The 15,795-nt window shown below is 59.3% G+C and carries 13 protein-coding genes; 5 read left to right on the forward strand and 8 right to left on the reverse strand.

Annotated elements, in window-relative coordinates; translation table 11 throughout:
- Nucleotides 1–9 precede the first annotated feature (9 nt).
- From CLU84_RS13815 to CLU84_RS13825, 3 genes are all read right to left on the reverse strand, one after another.
- Nucleotides 10–1,743 (reverse strand): FAD-binding protein, encoded by a 1,734-nt coding sequence (locus tag CLU84_RS13815; RefSeq protein ID WP_099737647.1) that lies wholly within the window; start codon nucleotides 1,741–1,743, stop codon nucleotides 10–12.
- 13 nt (nucleotides 1,744–1,756) lie between these two features.
- Complete coding sequence (locus CLU84_RS13820) at nucleotides 1,757–3,487, reverse strand: FAD-dependent oxidoreductase (RefSeq protein ID WP_099737648.1); 1,731 nt, start codon at nucleotides 3,485–3,487, stop codon at nucleotides 1,757–1,759.
- Between the two features lie 101 nt (nucleotides 3,488–3,588).
- A complete protein-coding gene (locus CLU84_RS13825) occupies nucleotides 3,589–4,776 on the reverse strand; it encodes an acyl-CoA dehydrogenase family protein (RefSeq protein ID WP_099738028.1) in 1,188 nt (395 codons plus the stop codon).
- A 287-nt stretch (nucleotides 4,777–5,063) separates the two neighbouring features.
- On the opposite strand from CLU84_RS13825, the gene CLU84_RS13830 reads away from it, so the two are divergent.
- The 5 genes from CLU84_RS13830 (at nucleotide 5,064) to tesG (ending at nucleotide 9,731) form a co-directional block, all read left to right on the forward strand.
- Nucleotides 5,064–6,041: a flavin reductase gene (locus CLU84_RS13830; RefSeq protein WP_099737649.1), complete on the forward strand. Its 978-nt coding sequence runs from the start codon at nucleotides 5,064–5,066 to the stop codon at nucleotides 6,039–6,041.
- A 67-nt stretch (nucleotides 6,042–6,108) separates the two neighbouring features.
- A complete protein-coding gene (locus tag CLU84_RS13835) occupies nucleotides 6,109–6,948 on the forward strand; it encodes an alpha/beta fold hydrolase (protein WP_099737650.1) in 840 nt (279 codons plus the stop codon).
- A 6-nt stretch (nucleotides 6,949–6,954) separates the two neighbouring features.
- Nucleotides 6,955–7,749 (forward strand): 2-hydroxyhexa-2,4-dienoate hydratase TesE, encoded by a 795-nt coding sequence (gene tesE / locus CLU84_RS13840; RefSeq protein ID WP_099737651.1) that lies wholly within the window; start codon nucleotides 6,955–6,957, stop codon nucleotides 7,747–7,749.
- Nucleotides 7,750–7,755: 6 nt separating this feature from the next.
- Nucleotides 7,756–8,676 (forward strand): acetaldehyde dehydrogenase TesF, encoded by a 921-nt coding sequence (gene tesF, locus CLU84_RS13845; RefSeq protein WP_099737652.1) that lies wholly within the window; start codon nucleotides 7,756–7,758, stop codon nucleotides 8,674–8,676.
- Nucleotides 8,677–8,693: 17 nt separating this feature from the next.
- Entirely contained in the window at nucleotides 8,694–9,731 is a 1,038-nt protein-coding gene (tesG, locus tag CLU84_RS13850; RefSeq protein WP_099737653.1) for a 4-hydroxy-2-oxovalerate aldolase TesG, read from the forward strand.
- 111 nt (nucleotides 9,732–9,842) lie between these two features.
- On the opposite strand, the gene CLU84_RS13855 is transcribed toward tesG, so the two are convergent.
- The 5 genes from CLU84_RS13855 to CLU84_RS13875 all read right to left on the reverse strand — a co-directional run bounded on the left by CLU84_RS13855 (nucleotide 9,843) and on the right by CLU84_RS13875 (nucleotide 15,793).
- Nucleotides 9,843–10,556 carry a PepSY-associated TM helix domain-containing protein gene (locus CLU84_RS13855; RefSeq protein ID WP_099737654.1) on the reverse strand — a complete coding sequence of 238 codons (714 nt, stop codon included), beginning with the start codon at nucleotides 10,554–10,556 and terminating at the stop codon, nucleotides 9,843–9,845.
- A gap of 3 nt (nucleotides 10,557–10,559) precedes the next feature.
- Entirely contained in the window at nucleotides 10,560–12,659 is a 2,100-nt protein-coding gene (locus tag CLU84_RS13860) for a TonB-dependent siderophore receptor (protein WP_099737655.1), read from the reverse strand.
- A gap of 555 nt (nucleotides 12,660–13,214) precedes the next feature.
- Nucleotides 13,215–13,418: a hypothetical protein gene (locus tag CLU84_RS13865; RefSeq protein ID WP_099737656.1), complete on the reverse strand. Its 204-nt coding sequence runs from the start codon at nucleotides 13,416–13,418 to the stop codon at nucleotides 13,215–13,217.
- Nucleotides 13,419–13,636: 218 nt separating this feature from the next.
- Nucleotides 13,637–14,815 (reverse strand): MFS transporter, encoded by a 1,179-nt coding sequence (locus CLU84_RS13870; RefSeq protein WP_099737657.1) that lies wholly within the window; start codon nucleotides 14,813–14,815, stop codon nucleotides 13,637–13,639.
- 33 nt (nucleotides 14,816–14,848) lie between these two features.
- Complete coding sequence (locus tag CLU84_RS13875) at nucleotides 14,849–15,793, reverse strand: OB-fold domain-containing protein (RefSeq protein WP_099737658.1); 945 nt, start codon at nucleotides 15,791–15,793, stop codon at nucleotides 14,849–14,851.
- Nucleotides 15,794–15,795 lie beyond the last annotated feature (2 nt).

Consider the following 15,795-nt stretch of genomic DNA (forward strand, 5'->3'; position numbering starts at 1 on the left):
CCAAAGGGGTCAGATCGAAACACGATCCAGCGCCACTGCTGGCTGGACTTGCGCCAGTTGTTCTGACTTGTCATCCTCCAGCGCTGCTGCCTTGCCAGCACGGCGACCAGAGAACACACAGTCAGCCAAAGACAATCCGCTCACATAACGTGAAGAGGCCACGCCAATGGCCGTGCGGCCAGCGGCATACAAGCCCGGAATATCGCGGCCTGCACCATTGATCACCGCGCCGTTGTCTTCGTTGACCTGGAGGCCACCCAGACTCAGAACGGCCAGCGGGAACATCTTCTGCGTGATGGAGATATCAATGGCAAACAGCGAGCCACCCTTGAACTCGTGGTGCATGTCCTTGGACTTGCCCTGCGGGTCCTCAGCTTCGCCACGCGCTGCGGCATTGGCGCTGTCAAACTGGCGCTGCAAAACAGCGGCATCCATGTCCAGTTTTTTGGCCAGATCGGCAACAGACTTAGCCTTGACTGCGACCTTGTACATCAGCGCCAGCGCTGGCATGGACTGAAAGGCCCACAGGCCACCAAACAGGCACTGCCACGCAGCCTGCCTGCGCAACTTGCTATCAATAATGAGCCAGCCCTTGCCGCCCTGCTTTTCCATCAGTTCATAGCCCAGCTTGGCACCATAGACCTGCTCGTTGCAGAAACGCTCACCCTTGGTATTGACCACCAGCCCCTTGGGCCAGACCGACGGAGGCGTGATGAAGCGCCAGGCCGAGATGTTGTTTAGATCCTTGCCAACGCCACCCACGGACTGACCCAAACGCAGACCCGATCCATCGCAGCCCGTGGCACCTGTCAGCCAGCCGGGTTTGTATGCCGGTGCGTGCTGGTCCATCAATTCGGAGTTGAAGATATAGCCGCCGGTGGACAGCACCACACCCTTGCGGGCGCGGATAAAGCGTTTCTCGCCAATCTCGCTCTCAATCTGCGCAGCTTCGCGTCGGCCTGCCTGGGCGCGTGGTGCCTGATACAGACGCCACTTGGCCACCAGCTCATCCAGCTTTTTGTGGCGCTCAGTGCGTGCGTCACCTTCCGGCAGCACAGTCACTTCAACACCCAGAATCCGGCCGGTGTCTTGCTCGCGCACCAGTCGCTGCACGCGTGCCTGAGTCAGCGTGCGGGCACCATGGGCCAGCGTAGATTTTTGAAGCGCCGCAAAAAACGTAGCACCCGACTGACCCTTGGCCACCACACGATGACCACGCGGAGCAGGCTTCTTGGCCACTTGCGGATTGCCGTAAGCAGGAACCACTTCGTTGCCGGAGTAGTACAGGTACATGCCGTCTGCAGGGTACGACGTTTTGTACGCAGGCATGGTCGACGCAAAGGTCGCACCCTGCTTTTCCAGCCAGTCCAGATTAGCCACGCTGTCGCGGCTGAAACGTGCCAGCACCTCATCGCTGACCACGCCATTGACCTCATGCTTGAGGTAGGCGGTCATGGCTTCGGGCGAATCCTCAAAGCCCGCTTGCTTCTGGTACTTGGTGCCACCACCGGCATAGACCACGCCGCCCGAGAGCACGCTGGCACCACCACCGCTGAAGCGGTCGATCACCAGCACTTCAGCGCCCTGCTCGCGTGCCTCAATGGCTGCGCTGGCACCGGCTCCACCCCAGCCTACGACGACCACATCGGCAGCATCAGACCAATGAATCTCATCGGCAGACCGCACATCCAATGCAGCGCCCACAGGATTAATGGTGCTGATGCGTTTTTTGGAGTTTGACATTCGCGCCTCCTGCTTAAACAGCCTTGCCCAGCAGGTGTGGGTTTTCCAGCGGCAGGGGCTTGCCCAGCATGTCGGCCACCGCGCGGAAGGCAAATGTCATGGCTGGGCCAAGAGTAGAACCAGCACCCGCATAGGCAGGGCCCATGACGGAAGCGGAGTTATTACCCACGCAGTACAGGCCATCAATCACCTGACCTTCGGTGCTCAGAACGCGGCCTTCACGGTCAGTTAGCAGACCGCCCTTGGTGCCGATCTCGCCGGGCCACAGGCGCATCGCGTAGAACGGGCCTTTTTCGATGGGCCCCAGATTAGGGTTCTTCAGGCGTGGGTCGCCGTAGTAGCGGTCGAACACGTTGCCGCCGCGGTCAAAGTCCAGATCCTTGCCGGTTTTGGCGTATTCGGTCATGCGGCGTGCACTGTCCTTCAGACCAGCAGCCTCCACGCCGATCTGGCCAGCCAGCTCTTCCAGCGTTTCGCCCTTCCAGTACACATTATTCAACCAGCTCTTGCGCACCTTGCTGTCTGGAATGGCGGAGGCAGGCATCAGCGGCCCCATGGGGTTCTGGGCACGGAAAGAGGCATCAAAAACAATCCACGCAGGCACGCCGCCATTGCCCTTGGCATGTTCGGCCAGCATGGCTTGTTGAAACTCGGGGTATGGGCCGGACTCATCCAGAAAGCGCTGCCCCTTGTTGTTGACCACCATGCAACCAGGCAATGAACGCTCTACAAAAATACCGCGGAAGGCCGCCTCTTTAGGAACATCCATCGTCGGCACGCCCCAGGACCAATCCATCAGGTGCAGTTGCGCACCCACAGCCTGACCGGCGCGGTGTGCATCACCAGTATTGCCGCCTACGGGGGTGGCAGTCCATTCAGCCTTGGTGGGCTTGGTCAAATACTGGTCGCGCATTTCCTGGTTGCGCTCAAAACCACCCGCACCCAGCATCACACCGCGCTTGGCGTTGACCTGCATGCGCTGGCCGTTCTTTTCAACGATGACGCCTGTCACGCGGCCCGATGCGTCCTTCACCAGCTCCTTCAGCGGCGACTTGCTCCACATCTCAACACCGACCTTGTTGGCCGCTGTCAGCAGGCCAGCGATCAAGGCCTGACCACCGGCCATGCGGCGATCGCGAGTCGTCTTGCTGCGCCAAGGGTAGTCAAGAAAATATTTGAGCATGATGCCCACAATGGTGAAGCGCGACTTCAGCTCACGCGACAGCATGGAATGCGCTTCAAACGCATTAATGCTCATCTTGCCAAACAGCATGTTGCCCGTGGCACCAGGGCGCATGGTTTCAAGCGCTGGCAAGCCCAGCTTGGCGGCGTTGAAATCCATCGGATCCATGGTGCGACCGCCGGGCTTGGAGCCTTCGATATGAGGGTAGTAGTCAGCGTACTTAGCCATGGCGCGATAGGGAATACCGATCTGGCGCAGGTACTCGGCCATCTTGCTGGCGGTTTCCACATAGGCCAGCACACGGTCATCCGTGGCCATGCCGCGCACGCAGCGCTTCATGTAGCTGAATGCGGTTTCAAGGTCATCTTTGATGCCCGAATTTTTCTGATCATAATTAAGCGGAATCCAAATACCACCACCCGACAAAGCGGAGGTGCCACCAAACAGATCTGTTTTCTCGACCAGCAACGTCTTGAGGCCTTGCTCCTGCGCGCGAATCGCGCCCAGCAGGGCGCCCGCTCCCGAGCCCACGACGATCAGGTCATATTCTTGTTCTGCCATACCTTGTCTCCGAAATCTTTGTTTTATGGATGGTCTGTCGCAAAAGAACGCGTGCAGCAGTGGCCTCTATGGGCGACTGCCGCAATTTCAGCTGATCAAAATCAGACGAAAGGTTCCTGGTTAGGAATGCCCAGCACATGCGAACCATAGGCGCGCACATAGGCGTCCGTATTGTTGGCGATGTGGGTACGGCCCTGATGAATGTCGCGGAACACGCGCTCGATGGGGTTGCTCTTGAAGGTGCCGCTGGCTGCGCAGGCGCGCATCATCTCGTTGACGTGAAAGCCTGTGAGCTTGGGCACATAGGAAGCTTGGGCACGCTGCAGCAGGCGCTCCTCCAGCGACAGCTGAATACCGGTCTTGGCAGCATCCACGATGCGCGCATAGTTGCGGAACAGCACCAGCTTCAGTTGGTCCAGTGCAATGGCGGCCTCCGTCACTGCGGTCTGCGCGTTCACGTCTTCGGCCATCTTGTTGCCATGCTTGCCCACGTGGGCCGTGGCGCGCTCGGTAAACGAGGCAATCGTGCCTTCCAGCGCCCCCAGGCAAGCCGTGGACACGGCACGCTGGAATACATGGGTGAACGGAATGCGGAACAGCCAGCTGGTGTTTTCCACGCGACCAGGGCAACCCGCATCGCTGTGGTCATTGGTGTACTGAATGCGGTGCGCAGGCACGAATGCGTTTTCCACCACGATGTCGTGACTGCCAGTGCCGCGCAGGCCCAGCACATCCCAGTTGTCTTCAATGCTGTAGTCGCTCTTGGGCAGCAGAAAGGTCACATGCTCAAAGCCCGGTGTGCCGTCACGCTTGGGCAGCAGACCGCCAAGGAACAGCCAGTCGCAATGCTTGGAGCCGGTGGAGAAGCTCCAGCGGCCATTGAACTTGAAACCACCTTCCACAGCCTCAGCCTTGCCGGTGGGCATATAGGTCGAGGCAATGCGCACGCCGCTGTCCTTGCCCCAGACATCTTCCTGCGCCTGAGCGGGGAACAGACCCAGCTGCCAGGGGTGCACACCGACCACGCCATAGATCCAGGCAGTGGACATACAGCCCTTGGCCAGCTCCATCTGCACGCTGTAGAAAACGCGTGGGTCCATTTCATAGCCACCCCAGCGCTTGGGTTGCAGCACACGGAACAGACCCGCCTCGGCCATCTCCTGAACGGTTTCGTCGCTGATCTTGCCTTCGCGATCTGCTTGCTGTGCGCGAGCTGCCAGCTTGGGCGCCAGCGCCTTGGCACGCTCGATCACGGCCAGCGCATCGGGGGTGAGGTAGTTGTCTGTCATTGTGTTCATTCGGGTCTCCAGTTGCCGCTCCACCGGACGGCTTGTGGTGTGGTGGGCAAGGCTTTTTTGCCTATGACAGGAATGCTCTCACCATGCAAATTCCCATTCATCGTCCGATCAGACTAACGAGTAAACATGCGCAAAACCGCTCCACTCCAAGCGGATTCAGCGCAGCAAAAAACAGGACCCTAGGACAAACACCAAGACCTGTTTACCCCTGCTAGTCCATGTGAAGGATTCAAAAATCGCCCATAGCCAGCACTCTTGGAGCAAGGAGACATTCACCCATGCAAAGCACTACAGCAACCTTCGACCCCAAAGACTTCCGCCGCACCCTGGGCATGTTCGGCACAGGGGTCACCATCGTCACCACCCGTGCCGAAAATGGTGAGCCTGTAGGAATCACCGCCAACAGCTTCAACTCGGTTTCGCTGGAGCCGCCCATGGTTCTGTGGAGCCTGGCCAAGAACGCCCGCAGCCTGCCTGTGTTCCAGAGCGCTCAGTCCTGGAATGTGCACATTCTCTCTAACGAACAAGAAGCCCTCTCCAACCGCTTTGCACGAGCGGGCGAAGACAAGTTCTCGGGCCTGCCACTTGACTCAGAGGAAGCCCATGCCCCTCTGCTACAAGACTGCAGCGCGCGCTTTCAGTGCAAGACAGCCTTCCAATACGACGGTGGCGACCACATCATTTTTGTAGGCGAAGTGACCGGCTACGACTCCAACCCGCACCCGCCTCTGCTGTACGTGACAGGTGGCTACGCCCTGGCATCACGCATGGCCAATGCCGTGGCCAGCGAGCCTGCAGCCGACACCAATGCCGCGTATTCAGAGAACCTCATCGGCTATCTGATGGGCCGCGCTCACTTCCAATTCTTAAGCGGTCTGCGCAAGCCCATGGCGGCTTACGGCATGACGGATGCTGATTTTTACGTACTCTCCCTGCTCAGCATCCAGCAGCCTCAGTCGCCTGCCGAGATCGCCTCACACATGGCCTACACAGGTACCGACATCGGCGCCGTGGCACTGCAATCACTCATCAGCAAAGGCTGGGTGGAGGAAAGCCGTGGTCGCGCTGAGTCGCTGCAGCTGACGGCGCAAGGCAACACAGCCATCCTGCATGTGCTAGCTGCTGCCAAGGCGGTAGAGACCGATCTGATCGACAGCCTGGGCGAGATGGAAGCAGCCACGCTGCGCAACCTGCTCAAAAAAGCCATCACCGCCACCGACCCGGGCCTTCCCAAGCTCTGGCAGGCCAAGGCCTGAGCGCCAATTTTTCATCCGAAGGCCGGAGACAGCCTTCGCCAATCCACTCCAACCATAAAGAACAGAGATGAGCCAATTTTCCATCCCCGAAGGCAAATATGTGGACATCGGCAATGTGGCCGGCCAGCCCCAGCGCGTGCACTATCACGAGCAGGGCTCGGGTGATCCCGTCATCTTTTTGCACGGCGCAGGCGGTGGTGCCAGCGGCTATAGCAACTTCAAGGGCAACTACCCAGAATTTGCCAAGGCGGGTTTCCGCTCCATCGTTCCTGACCTGCTGGGCTATGGCCTGTCTTCAAAAACCGAAGAGCCCAAGCAGTACGACATGGATTTCTTCATCGCTGGCGTCAAGGGTCTGGTTGACCAACTGGGTCTGAAAAACATCACCTTACTGGGCAACTCGCTGGGCGGCGCTGTGGCGCTGGGCTATGCGCTCAAGTACCCGGAAGACGTCAAGAGCCTGATCCTCATGGCCCCGGGCGGCGTGGAAGAGTTCGACGCCTATATGGCCATGCCCGGCATTGCCAATATGTTCAACATCTACAAGTCAGGCAAGACCGGCCCCGAAGCCATGCGCGCTGTGATGAGCATGCAGGTGGTGGACCAGGCTCTGCTGACCGACGAGATCATCAACGAGCGCGCGCCCATTGCGCTGACACAGACCGAGGCCTCGCGCCAGCGCCTGTACATACCCAACATGACAGAACAACTGCCTGAGCTGAAGTGCAATGTGCTGGGCTTCTGGGGCATGCAAGACGCTTTCAACCCTGTGGGCGGCGCCGACAAGCTGGCCAAGGGCATCAAGAACTGCCGCATCGTGCTGGTCAACCAGTGCGGTCACTGGGTACAGGTTGAGCACCGCAATATGTTCAACCGCACCTGCATCGACTTCATGCAAAACGGCTGATCTATCATGAGCGACAAGCAATTTATTGAAGCCCAAGGCCAGCGCCTGTATGACGCGCTGCGCACCGCAAAAACCCTGGCTCCGCTGACCGACAGCCACCCCGAAATGACGGTGGAAGACGCCTATCACATCTCCCTGCACATGCTGCGCCTGCGTGAAGCATCGGGCGAGCGCGTGATTGGCAAGAAGATCGGCGTCACCTCCAAGCCCGTGCAGGACATGCTGGGCGTATTCCAGCCAGACTTTGGCTTTCTGACCAACAGCATGGCGTTTGAAGATGGCGCTGCTGTCTCGCTCAAAGCATCCGGCCTCATCCAGCCCCGCGCTGAAGGTGAAATCGCCTTCATGCTCAAGAAGGACCTACAAGGCCCGGGAGTGACCAAGGAAGACGTGCTGGCCGCCACCGAATGGGTTGCACCCTGCTTCGAGATTGTTGACTCACGCATCAACGACTGGAAGATCAAGATTCAGGACACCGTGGCCGACAACGCCTCTTGCGGCGTCTTCGTCATCGGCAAGCAGCACACCGATCCCGCCTCGCTGGACCTGGCCGCCGCCGCCATGCAGATGACCAAGAACGGCCAGTCTGCAGGCTCGGGCCTGGGCAGCGCCGTGCAAGGCCACCCTGCTGAAGCTGTGGCCTGGCTGGCCAACACACTGGGCGCTTTTGGCATTCCCTTCAAAGCGGGAGAGGTGATTCTTTCTGGCTCCCTCGCCCCTCTGGTTCCTGCCGCTGCCGGCGACCGTTTCGACATGGTCATCGAAGGCATGGGTACCTGTTCCATTCAATTCACGGAGTAAGACACCATGACGCAAAAGAAGATCAAGTGCGCACTGATCGGTCCCGGCAATATCGGCACCGACCTGCTCATGAAACTGCAGCGCTCCTCCATTCTGGAGCCTGTGTGGATGGTCGGTATCGACCCCGAATCTGATGGTCTGAAGCGTGCCCGCGAAATGGGCATCAAGACCACGGCCGATGGTGTAGACGGCCTGCTGCCTTTCGTCAAGGAAGACGGCATCCAGATCGCGTTTGATGCCACCAGCGCCTATGTGCACGCTGAAAACAGCCGCAAGCTCAACGAGCTGGGCGTGCTGATGATCGACCTGACACCTGCTGCCATTGGCCCTTACTGCGTGCCCAGCGTGAACCTGGCCGAGAAGGTTGCCGAAAAGGCCATGAACGTGAACATGGTCACCTGCGGCGGCCAGGCCACCATTCCCATGGTCGCAGCGGTCTCCCGTGTGCAGGCGGTGAGCTATGGCGAGATTGTGGCGACTGTTTCCAGCCGCTCCGTCGGCCCCGGCACCCGCAAGAACATTGATGAGTTCACGCGCACCACATCGGGCGCGGTGGAAAAAATTGGCGGCGCACAAAAAGGCAAGGCCATCATCGTGATCAACCCGGCCGAGCCGCCACTGATCATGCGCGACACCATTCATTGCCTCACAGTGGACACACCCAAGGTGGCCGAGATCGAAGCATCCGTGCAGGACATGATCAAGGAAGTGCAGAAGTACGTGCCCGGCTACAAGCTGGTCAACGGCCCTGTCATCGACGGCAACCGCGTCTCCATCTACATGGAAGTCGAAGGCCTGGGCGACTACCTGCCCAAGTACGCAGGCAATCTGGACATCATGACCGCCGCTGCCGCGCGCACGGCCGAGATGTTTGCCGAAGAAATCCTGGCTGGCCGCTTTGAGCCCGCTGAAGCTGCCCTGGCCTAATTCGCAGGAGATAAGACATGAGCCTTCAAGGTAAAAAAATCACCGTCCACGACATGACACTGCGTGACGGCATGCACCCCAAGCGCCACCTCATCTCGCTGGAGCAAATGAAGACAGTGGCCTGTGGCCTCGACGCAGCTGGCGTGCCCCTGATCGAAGTCACCCACGGTGACGGTCTGGGCGGCAGCTCCGTGAACTACGGCTTCCCTTCCCACACAGACGAAGAGTATCTGGGTGCCGTGATCCCGCTGATGAAGCAGGCCAAAGTTTCCGCCTTGCTGCTGCCCGGTATCGGTACCGTCGACCACCTGAAGATGGCCTACGACCTGGGCGTCTCAACCATCCGCGTGGCGACTCACTGCACCGAGGCCGATGTCTCCGAGCAGCACATCTCCATGGCCCGCAAGATGGGCATGGACACGGTGGGCTTTCTGATGATGGCCCACATGAACAGCGCCGAAGGCCTGGTCAAGCAAGCCAAGCTGATGGAAAGCTACGGCGCCAACTGCATCTACATCACCGACTCTGCCGGCTACATGCTGCCCGACGATGTGAAGGAGCGCCTGTCTGCCGTGCGCCAGGCACTGAACGCTGAGACCGAGCTGGGCTTCCACGGCCACCACAACATGGCTATGGGCATCGCCAACTCACTGGCGGCTGTCGAAGTCGGCGCCAACCGCATTGACGCAGCTGCCGCAGGCCTGGGCGCAGGCGCTGGCAACACCCCTATGGAAGTGCTGGTCGCCGTGTGCGCCCGCATGGGCATTGAAACCGGTGTGGATGTATTCAAGATTCAGGACGTGGCCGAAGACCTGGTCGTGCCGCTGATGGACTTCCCTATCCGTATCGACCGTGATGCACTGACACTGGGCTACGCCGGCGTGTACGGCAGCTTCCTGCTGTTTGCCAAGCGTGCTGAAGTCAAGTACGGCATTCCCGCACGTGAGCTGCTGCTGGAACTGGGCCGCCGCGGCATGGTGGGCGGTCAGGAAGACATGATTGAAGACACGGCCCTGACCATGGTGCGCCAGCGCAAGGCGGCTGCCCTAGCCTAAGCCGTTATCTTCAGGTTCTCATTTCCACTTTGGATTCGGGTTCAGTGGCTGCTTGGGGCGGCCACTGAACCTTTTTTTATGGCGCATCAGCATCCAAAACGCCATGACGGCTCAAGCCGTGAAGCCAAGCAACAGCAAAAGCCCAAGACTGCTTCCCCCAATGCCCAAAGCCAGCAGGCGACTGCCATGTAACTTCGTCCACAACAGGACGCCCGTCAACGACAGTGCAATCAAGGCACCGGCCAGAGTGTCTGTCAGCAGAATCCAGGCTGCAGACGCACCGGTTGCCATGTGCAGCCGGTTCAGCCTTGCCAGCAGATTAGGGTCCATGCGCTTGATCGACACTGATTGGTTGCCCACCCAATACTCTGCATTGACTGTCGCCCGGGGCAAGGCAAAAGCGATCAGCCAGCGCTCAGGCTGCATGGCGCCAGGCCAGGGTGCGGGGCCTGCGGCCTCTACCTTTTTCTGATGCGGTGGCTTGGCAACCCCCAGCTCCTGCTGCAATTGCCGCACCAGTGCATCAATATCCGCAGGCTGCTGCGCCAGACTGAGCTGCCACTGGGTGTTGTCATAAGCAGGGCCGGGTATCTTCATCGTGGCACGATGATTGAGCAACAGGCCCGTAGCGCCAAACAGCAAGCCAAGAGCTGCACCCCAGATACCAAGCCAGGCATGGGTGCGGCGCAGCCATTTGAGAACGACCGGCCTATGCCAGCGCGCCGGAACAAACAAATGCCCGCCGCCGGACTTTGCCGGGCGCGGTGTGGCAGGTTCACCTCTCTTACCCGGTTCAGCCTTTATCGATGAACGTATAGCGCTCATTTTTTAAAAGCGATAGCGCGCCACAACCTGGGCCGAGCGTGGAGCACCCGGCAGGTTGAGATTGGGCGAGCTGCCATGACCGGCGACGATATAGCGGCGATCCAGCAGGTTGTTGAGCTTGAGCTGCACATCCCAGGCACCCATGCGGTAGTAGGCCATGGCATCCACGGTCATGTAGCCGGGCAAGGTCACGGTATTACCAGGATTGGCGAATCGGGCCCCCACATAGTTCAGTCCCCCGCCCAGACCGAAGCCATGGCCCAGAGCTTTGGTGACCCAGAGGTTGGCACTGTGCTTGGCCGTCAGCGTGGGGCGCTTGCCCTGCACGGGCTGGCCTGCATCAACGGCCGGTGATGTCACCATTTCACCGTCGAGGAAGGCATAACCTGCCCAGACTTGCCAGGTGGGCGCGATCTCGCCCGCAAAGGTCAGCTCCAAGCCGTTGGTGCGCTGCACACCCAGAGGTACTACGGTATTGGTTGTGGGGTCGGTACTCTTGATATTGGTGCGCTCCAGCTTGAACAGCGAAGCCGTGACCGAAGCCTTGCCGTCCGGCAGATCCCACTTGACACCAACCTCCTGGCTGGTCGTTTTCTCCGGTGCCAGTTGCGCATTGCTGGCAGCCAGCGCAAAAGCTTCACCCGAGGGCTGGAAGGACTTGCTCCACGAAGCGTAATAAGACCACGCAGACGATGGCTGATAGACCAGACCGACGCGCGGACTCCAGGCTGTATCCGTACGACCCAGATCCGGCTTGCCAGGCAGCCGTTCATGCGTGTCCTGCTGGAAACGGTCGTAACGCACACCAGCCAGAGCCTTCCACTGCGGGGTAATGGTGACCAGATCCTGCAGGTATACGCTGGCCACCTTGAAGACGCTGCGGTTGTCTGCCGACGGATTGCCATCAATGCGCGGCGGCAGGGTTGGCAGCACCGGATTCAAGAGCGAGACAGTTGCCACATTGGCGCGGCTGTATGAGACCAGTTCCTTGATCTGGCGGCCGAATTCAAGGCCATACAGCAGCTGATGCTTCATGCCCGCCAGCTCCAGCTTTTGCGTCAGCTCGGTCTGATTGGAAAAGCCACTCTCGTCACGCTGCAGATTGCCACGGGTCAGCGATGCAGTCATCGCCTTCTCATTGACCGAGCCGACCAGCGTGTTGCTTCTATCCAGCGAATAGTCGTAGTAGCGGAATGCATTGCGCAGCGACAAGCTGTCGCTGATACGGTGATTCAAGGTCGCACCCAGCGAGGCCACCTCGGCTCTGCTCACATCCACATCCCTGGCATTCGCCGCGCCGTAATAGGTGCCCGGGGCCACGTTGACGGGCCTGCCCTGATACGCGGGTATACCGAAATCCGTCAACCGGCTGTCTTTGAGGTAGTCGGCCTGCAACAGCACACTGGTGTCGGCGCTGGGTTTGATCAGCACCGATGCAGCCAGAGCCTTGCGATCCAGAAACTGCTGATCGCGATAGCTGTCGGCGCGCTCCACGGCACCGGTCAGGCGATAGGACACCACACTGCCTTCTGGTGCACGAGCCAGATCGAACTCGCCCCGGCGCTGGTTCCAGCGTCCAAGTGTCAGCCCCACTTCGCTGAGGTTACCCCCCGGCTTCTTGGTGATGCGGTTGATCAAGCCGCCCGATGAACCTCGCCCGTAGAGCACCGAAGCTGGGCCCTTGAGCACTTCAATCTGCTCGATGTTGGACAGGTCCCGGAAGTACAGCGCGTCATCGCGCAAACCATCCACAAACTGATCGGCAATGGCCGAGAAACCGCGAATCGTGACCTGATCGCGCTGACCATCACCATGAGACAGTCCCACGCCAGGCACGGCTTTGAGGGCGTCTTGCATGGATTGCGCGACCTGATCGCGCAGCAGGCTCTGCGGCACCACATTCACGGTCTGAGGAATATCGCGCAGCGGTGCCTCAATCTTGGTTGCGCTCGTTGCCGTAGGCGGGTTGTAGCTGGGGTCGAGCTGGCGATCACTGCGAACCTGTACTTCTCCCAGCGTCACTTCCGATGCTTGTTGCGCCCATGCTGCGCCAGAAAAAGCCAGCCCCAATGCCGCAGCCAGCGGTGAATACCTCAATGCCATAAATGCCTCGTTATATGAAGTTTTTAATGTGGCTTGGCGGGTATCTACCGAAACACTGACTACGGCATCAATTGGCTACAACCTATGTGCTGTGCAAAAGCGCGTGAATCATAGTCGAGAATGACTATCATTTACCTGTACTTTACAGTACAGAAATCATTGAAAAATAGAAGTCTTGTAGGCAGCTTTGAAGCATACGTGCGTCCACGCTGAATGGACTCAGGGCAGCGCCGGCATGTAGGTTTTTTTCAAGCGAGCTAAAGCCGCAGTCGGCATTCCCGCAAGCGCTTTGAAGCAGAGCCGCTGCGGCATGGCGGGCGACCAGAAAGACTTGGTGGCAAGCCTGGCTCTAAGCGTGGTGCGCCAGCGCAAGATAGCTGTCGCTACCTGAGCCGTTTTCTTCGAGTTCTCCCTTCTTCACTGGATTCGGGTTCAGTGGTGGCCTGAGGCGGCTACTGAATCTTTTTTATGGAGAATTGCAAGAAGCGAAGAGAGAAATAAAAAGAGAGCGGAAAGCAGACAGACCAGCCCCGGGCGCAGGGGCCAGCCCAAAGCTCAATAACGGGATGCAAAAACGGCTTGCCAGGAAGTATGTGCGCTAGCCATGCTGATGCCTGCAGGCAGCTTGGCTTGAGAATCCGCCTGCGCAGCGGCGGCCACGCTCTGCTGCAGATTCGTGGCGGGCAGAGACAGCGCCAGCGCTGCCAAGCCAAGCCCTAGAAACCGGACTCTGTTCATCAGGCGAGAAGGCTTTTTCATCGTAGTCTCCTTTGCTATGCCAGCGTTAACGTGTTGAGCGTCTAACGCCATATTTGCTTGCAGTATCGCCAGCGCAAAAAATGCCACATCGTCCATTTCAACGAACAGGTATTTACCTAAGGTTCAACCCCTAAGCTCTACCTGCCCAAGAATGAAAAGCGCCTGTCATTGACAGGCGATGAGCAAGAGAAAACTATGAAATCAGTAGCTACCAGCGCTTATCCAGCATGCACCAAAGGCTGATTTGAATGCGATTTTTTGCTGAGCAGCAAATTGAGGATGGGCACAACGCTGGAAGCCAGCGCGAACCAAAGCACAGGCTCAATCCCCTGCGCGCCCATGAGCTTGCCCGCCACACCCGGCCCCACCATGGAAGCCAGTGCAAACGCACCCGGCACCAGCACAATGGCGCGTCCCGATGGGTCGGTGCGCGCGATATGGGCCGTCTGCAGCACGCAGCCGCAGGTAAAGGCAAATTCCCAGAGCCAGGCACCAGCGGCATAAAAGCCAAAACCCGTGGCTGATGCCAGCAGACCCAGCCCGCCCATCAGGCCCAGCAAGGTCACGCTCAGCCCCCGCACCAGAGACCAGCGCGCCCCCACCCCGGCAATGAAGAAAGCCGCCACGCTGCCAAGCAGCTTGAGCACGGCAAAGACCACACCCATGTCCGTTGCACTGACGGACAGGTGAACACCTATGCGCTCCAGAAACGCCCACAGACCGATATTGCCGACCAGAAACAGCCACAGCACTGCCAGCGCCCACCAGGCTTTCACAGGCATGCGCTGAGGCTGAATGGTTAGCACATCGGTTGAGAGCGTTGAGCGGGCGTGCGCCCCACTCGGCCCCCAGAAAACGGAGAGCCCCAGCAGCAGCACCAGCGCAGCCAAGGCCCAGGCTGCACCCGCATACTGAAAGCGGGCAATCAGCAGTGGCGGCAGCGCAAACAGCACCGCAGCCGTCACAGAAAGCTCCACGCCCTGACGCACACCAAAGGCGCGCTCCTTGTTGGGCAGATCGGAAAGCATCCGCATGCCCAAGCAAGTCATGGTCGACGCAAAAAAGCCGGTGCAAGCCCAGCTGACATACAGCAGCGGCAAGGCCTGCACCATGGCGCTGAGCGCAAAGCACAGCGCCGTACCAATGGCACCCACCACCGTCAGCCAGCGCCAGTTGAGTCGGTTCATCCAGATAGGCGCTCCCAGCGTGCCCAGCAGATAGCCGCCAAAGCAGATGGAGCCGAGAAGGCCCACCTGCTCAGGCTGCAGATGAAAGCTGTCAGCCAGGCTTCCCAGCAGCACAGGCAGAGTATTGAACGGCAGACCACCAATGGTGGAGGCCAGACTGGCCGCCAGCATGAGTGCGACCACATTTTGAGGTTTAAGGGTCGCGCCCATGCCAGTCTTTCACCGTCGTTCTGCTCGCGCAGATTACATGTACAGAATCACCAGATCATTGATGACCGCAGGGCGGTCCTGACCCACCACATGGACGTTGATTTCCATGGTGGTCTGCACACCGCTCTTGACCTGCTCAACCGCCTTGATACGCGCACGGGCGCGAATCTTGCAGCCAGAGGGAACAGGCGATGGGAAGCGCAGACGATCCGAGCCGTAATTGACCATGTTGTTGAAATCAACCACCTCGTAGTCCAAAGGGATCTGGAGCTGGCTGGCCAGCACCTGAACCAGAGCGCCATGGGCGATGGTCGTGCCAAACGGGCTCTTTTCACGCGCTTGCACGGGGTCGGTGTGAATCCAGTAGTCATCGCCCGAGAGCTTGGCGAAGTCGTTGATAACTTCCTGGCTCACGGTGAACTCGTTGGACCAGGGGCTGTATTCCTCTGAGACCAGCAACTTCATGGCATCGATGTCCTTGACGGAAATCTTGCGCTTGGGGACCGCGTTTTCCTGCTCGGCAGTGGTGGACGGTGCGGCCTCTTCTTCGGCCTTGATAACCGAAGGATGGCTGCCCGCCTTGTCGGTAAAGCGCAGCAGTGTGACTTCGCCGGGGCGGTCGTCAAACACAGGGCGCACTTCCATGCCAACCTTCAGCGCTTCAGGATCGACACCCACCATGGTGGTGTTGATGCGAACGCCTTCTTTCAGCTCAACCACGGCCAGTGCCTGAGGCATCTCGTCCGTGAACTCGGGCATGGTGGGAATGCGCGCAATGGTGAAGCTGTAAAGCGTGCCTTCTCCCGAGACTTTGCTCCACTTCAAGGAGCGCGATCCGCAGGTGGGGCAATGGGTGCGAGGGAAAAACAATGAATGTCCGCGGTCGCATTGCTGAATGCGGACTTCATGGGCCTTGAGGCCTTCCCAGTACGGAGCCGAAATTTCCGTGGGATGCGGCAGAGGTTTGTTCCAGGCCATGT

This window comes from Comamonas sp. 26 (assembly GCF_002754475.1).
In the GTDB taxonomy this organism is placed as follows: domain Bacteria; phylum Pseudomonadota; class Gammaproteobacteria; order Burkholderiales; family Burkholderiaceae_C; genus Comamonas.

Coding starts and splice junctions, on each gene's coding strand:
- tesE (WP_099737651.1), top strand. CDS start 6,955: ATGAGCGACAAGCAATTTATTGAAGCCCAAGGCCAGCGCCTGTATGAC.
- CLU84_RS13815 (WP_099737647.1), bottom strand. CDS start 1,743: ATGTCAAACTCCAAAAAACGCATCAGCACCATTAATCCTGTGGGCGCT.
- CLU84_RS13830 (WP_099737649.1), top strand. CDS start 5,064: ATGCAAAGCACTACAGCAACCTTCGACCCCAAAGACTTCCGCCGCACC.
- CLU84_RS13870 (WP_099737657.1), bottom strand. CDS start 14,815: ATGGGCGCGACCCTTAAACCTCAAAATGTGGTCGCACTCATGCTGGCG.
- CLU84_RS13820 (WP_099737648.1), bottom strand. CDS start 3,487: ATGGCAGAACAAGAATATGACCTGATCGTCGTGGGCTCGGGAGCGGGC.
- CLU84_RS13835 (WP_099737650.1), top strand. CDS start 6,109: ATGAGCCAATTTTCCATCCCCGAAGGCAAATATGTGGACATCGGCAAT.
- CLU84_RS13860 (WP_099737655.1), bottom strand. CDS start 12,659: ATGGCATTGAGGTATTCACCGCTGGCTGCGGCATTGGGGCTGGCTTTT.
- CLU84_RS13865 (WP_099737656.1), bottom strand. CDS start 13,418: ATGAAAAAGCCTTCTCGCCTGATGAACAGAGTCCGGTTTCTAGGGCTT.
- CLU84_RS13825 (WP_099738028.1), bottom strand. CDS start 4,776: ATGACAGACAACTACCTCACCCCCGATGCGCTGGCCGTGATCGAGCGT.
- CLU84_RS13855 (WP_099737654.1), bottom strand. CDS start 10,556: ATGAGCGCTATACGTTCATCGATAAAGGCTGAACCGGGTAAGAGAGGT.
- CLU84_RS13875 (WP_099737658.1), bottom strand. CDS start 15,793: ATGGCCTGGAACAAACCTCTGCCGCATCCCACGGAAATTTCGGCTCCG.
- tesG (WP_099737653.1), top strand. CDS start 8,694: ATGAGCCTTCAAGGTAAAAAAATCACCGTCCACGACATGACACTGCGT.
- tesF (WP_099737652.1), top strand. CDS start 7,756: ATGACGCAAAAGAAGATCAAGTGCGCACTGATCGGTCCCGGCAATATC.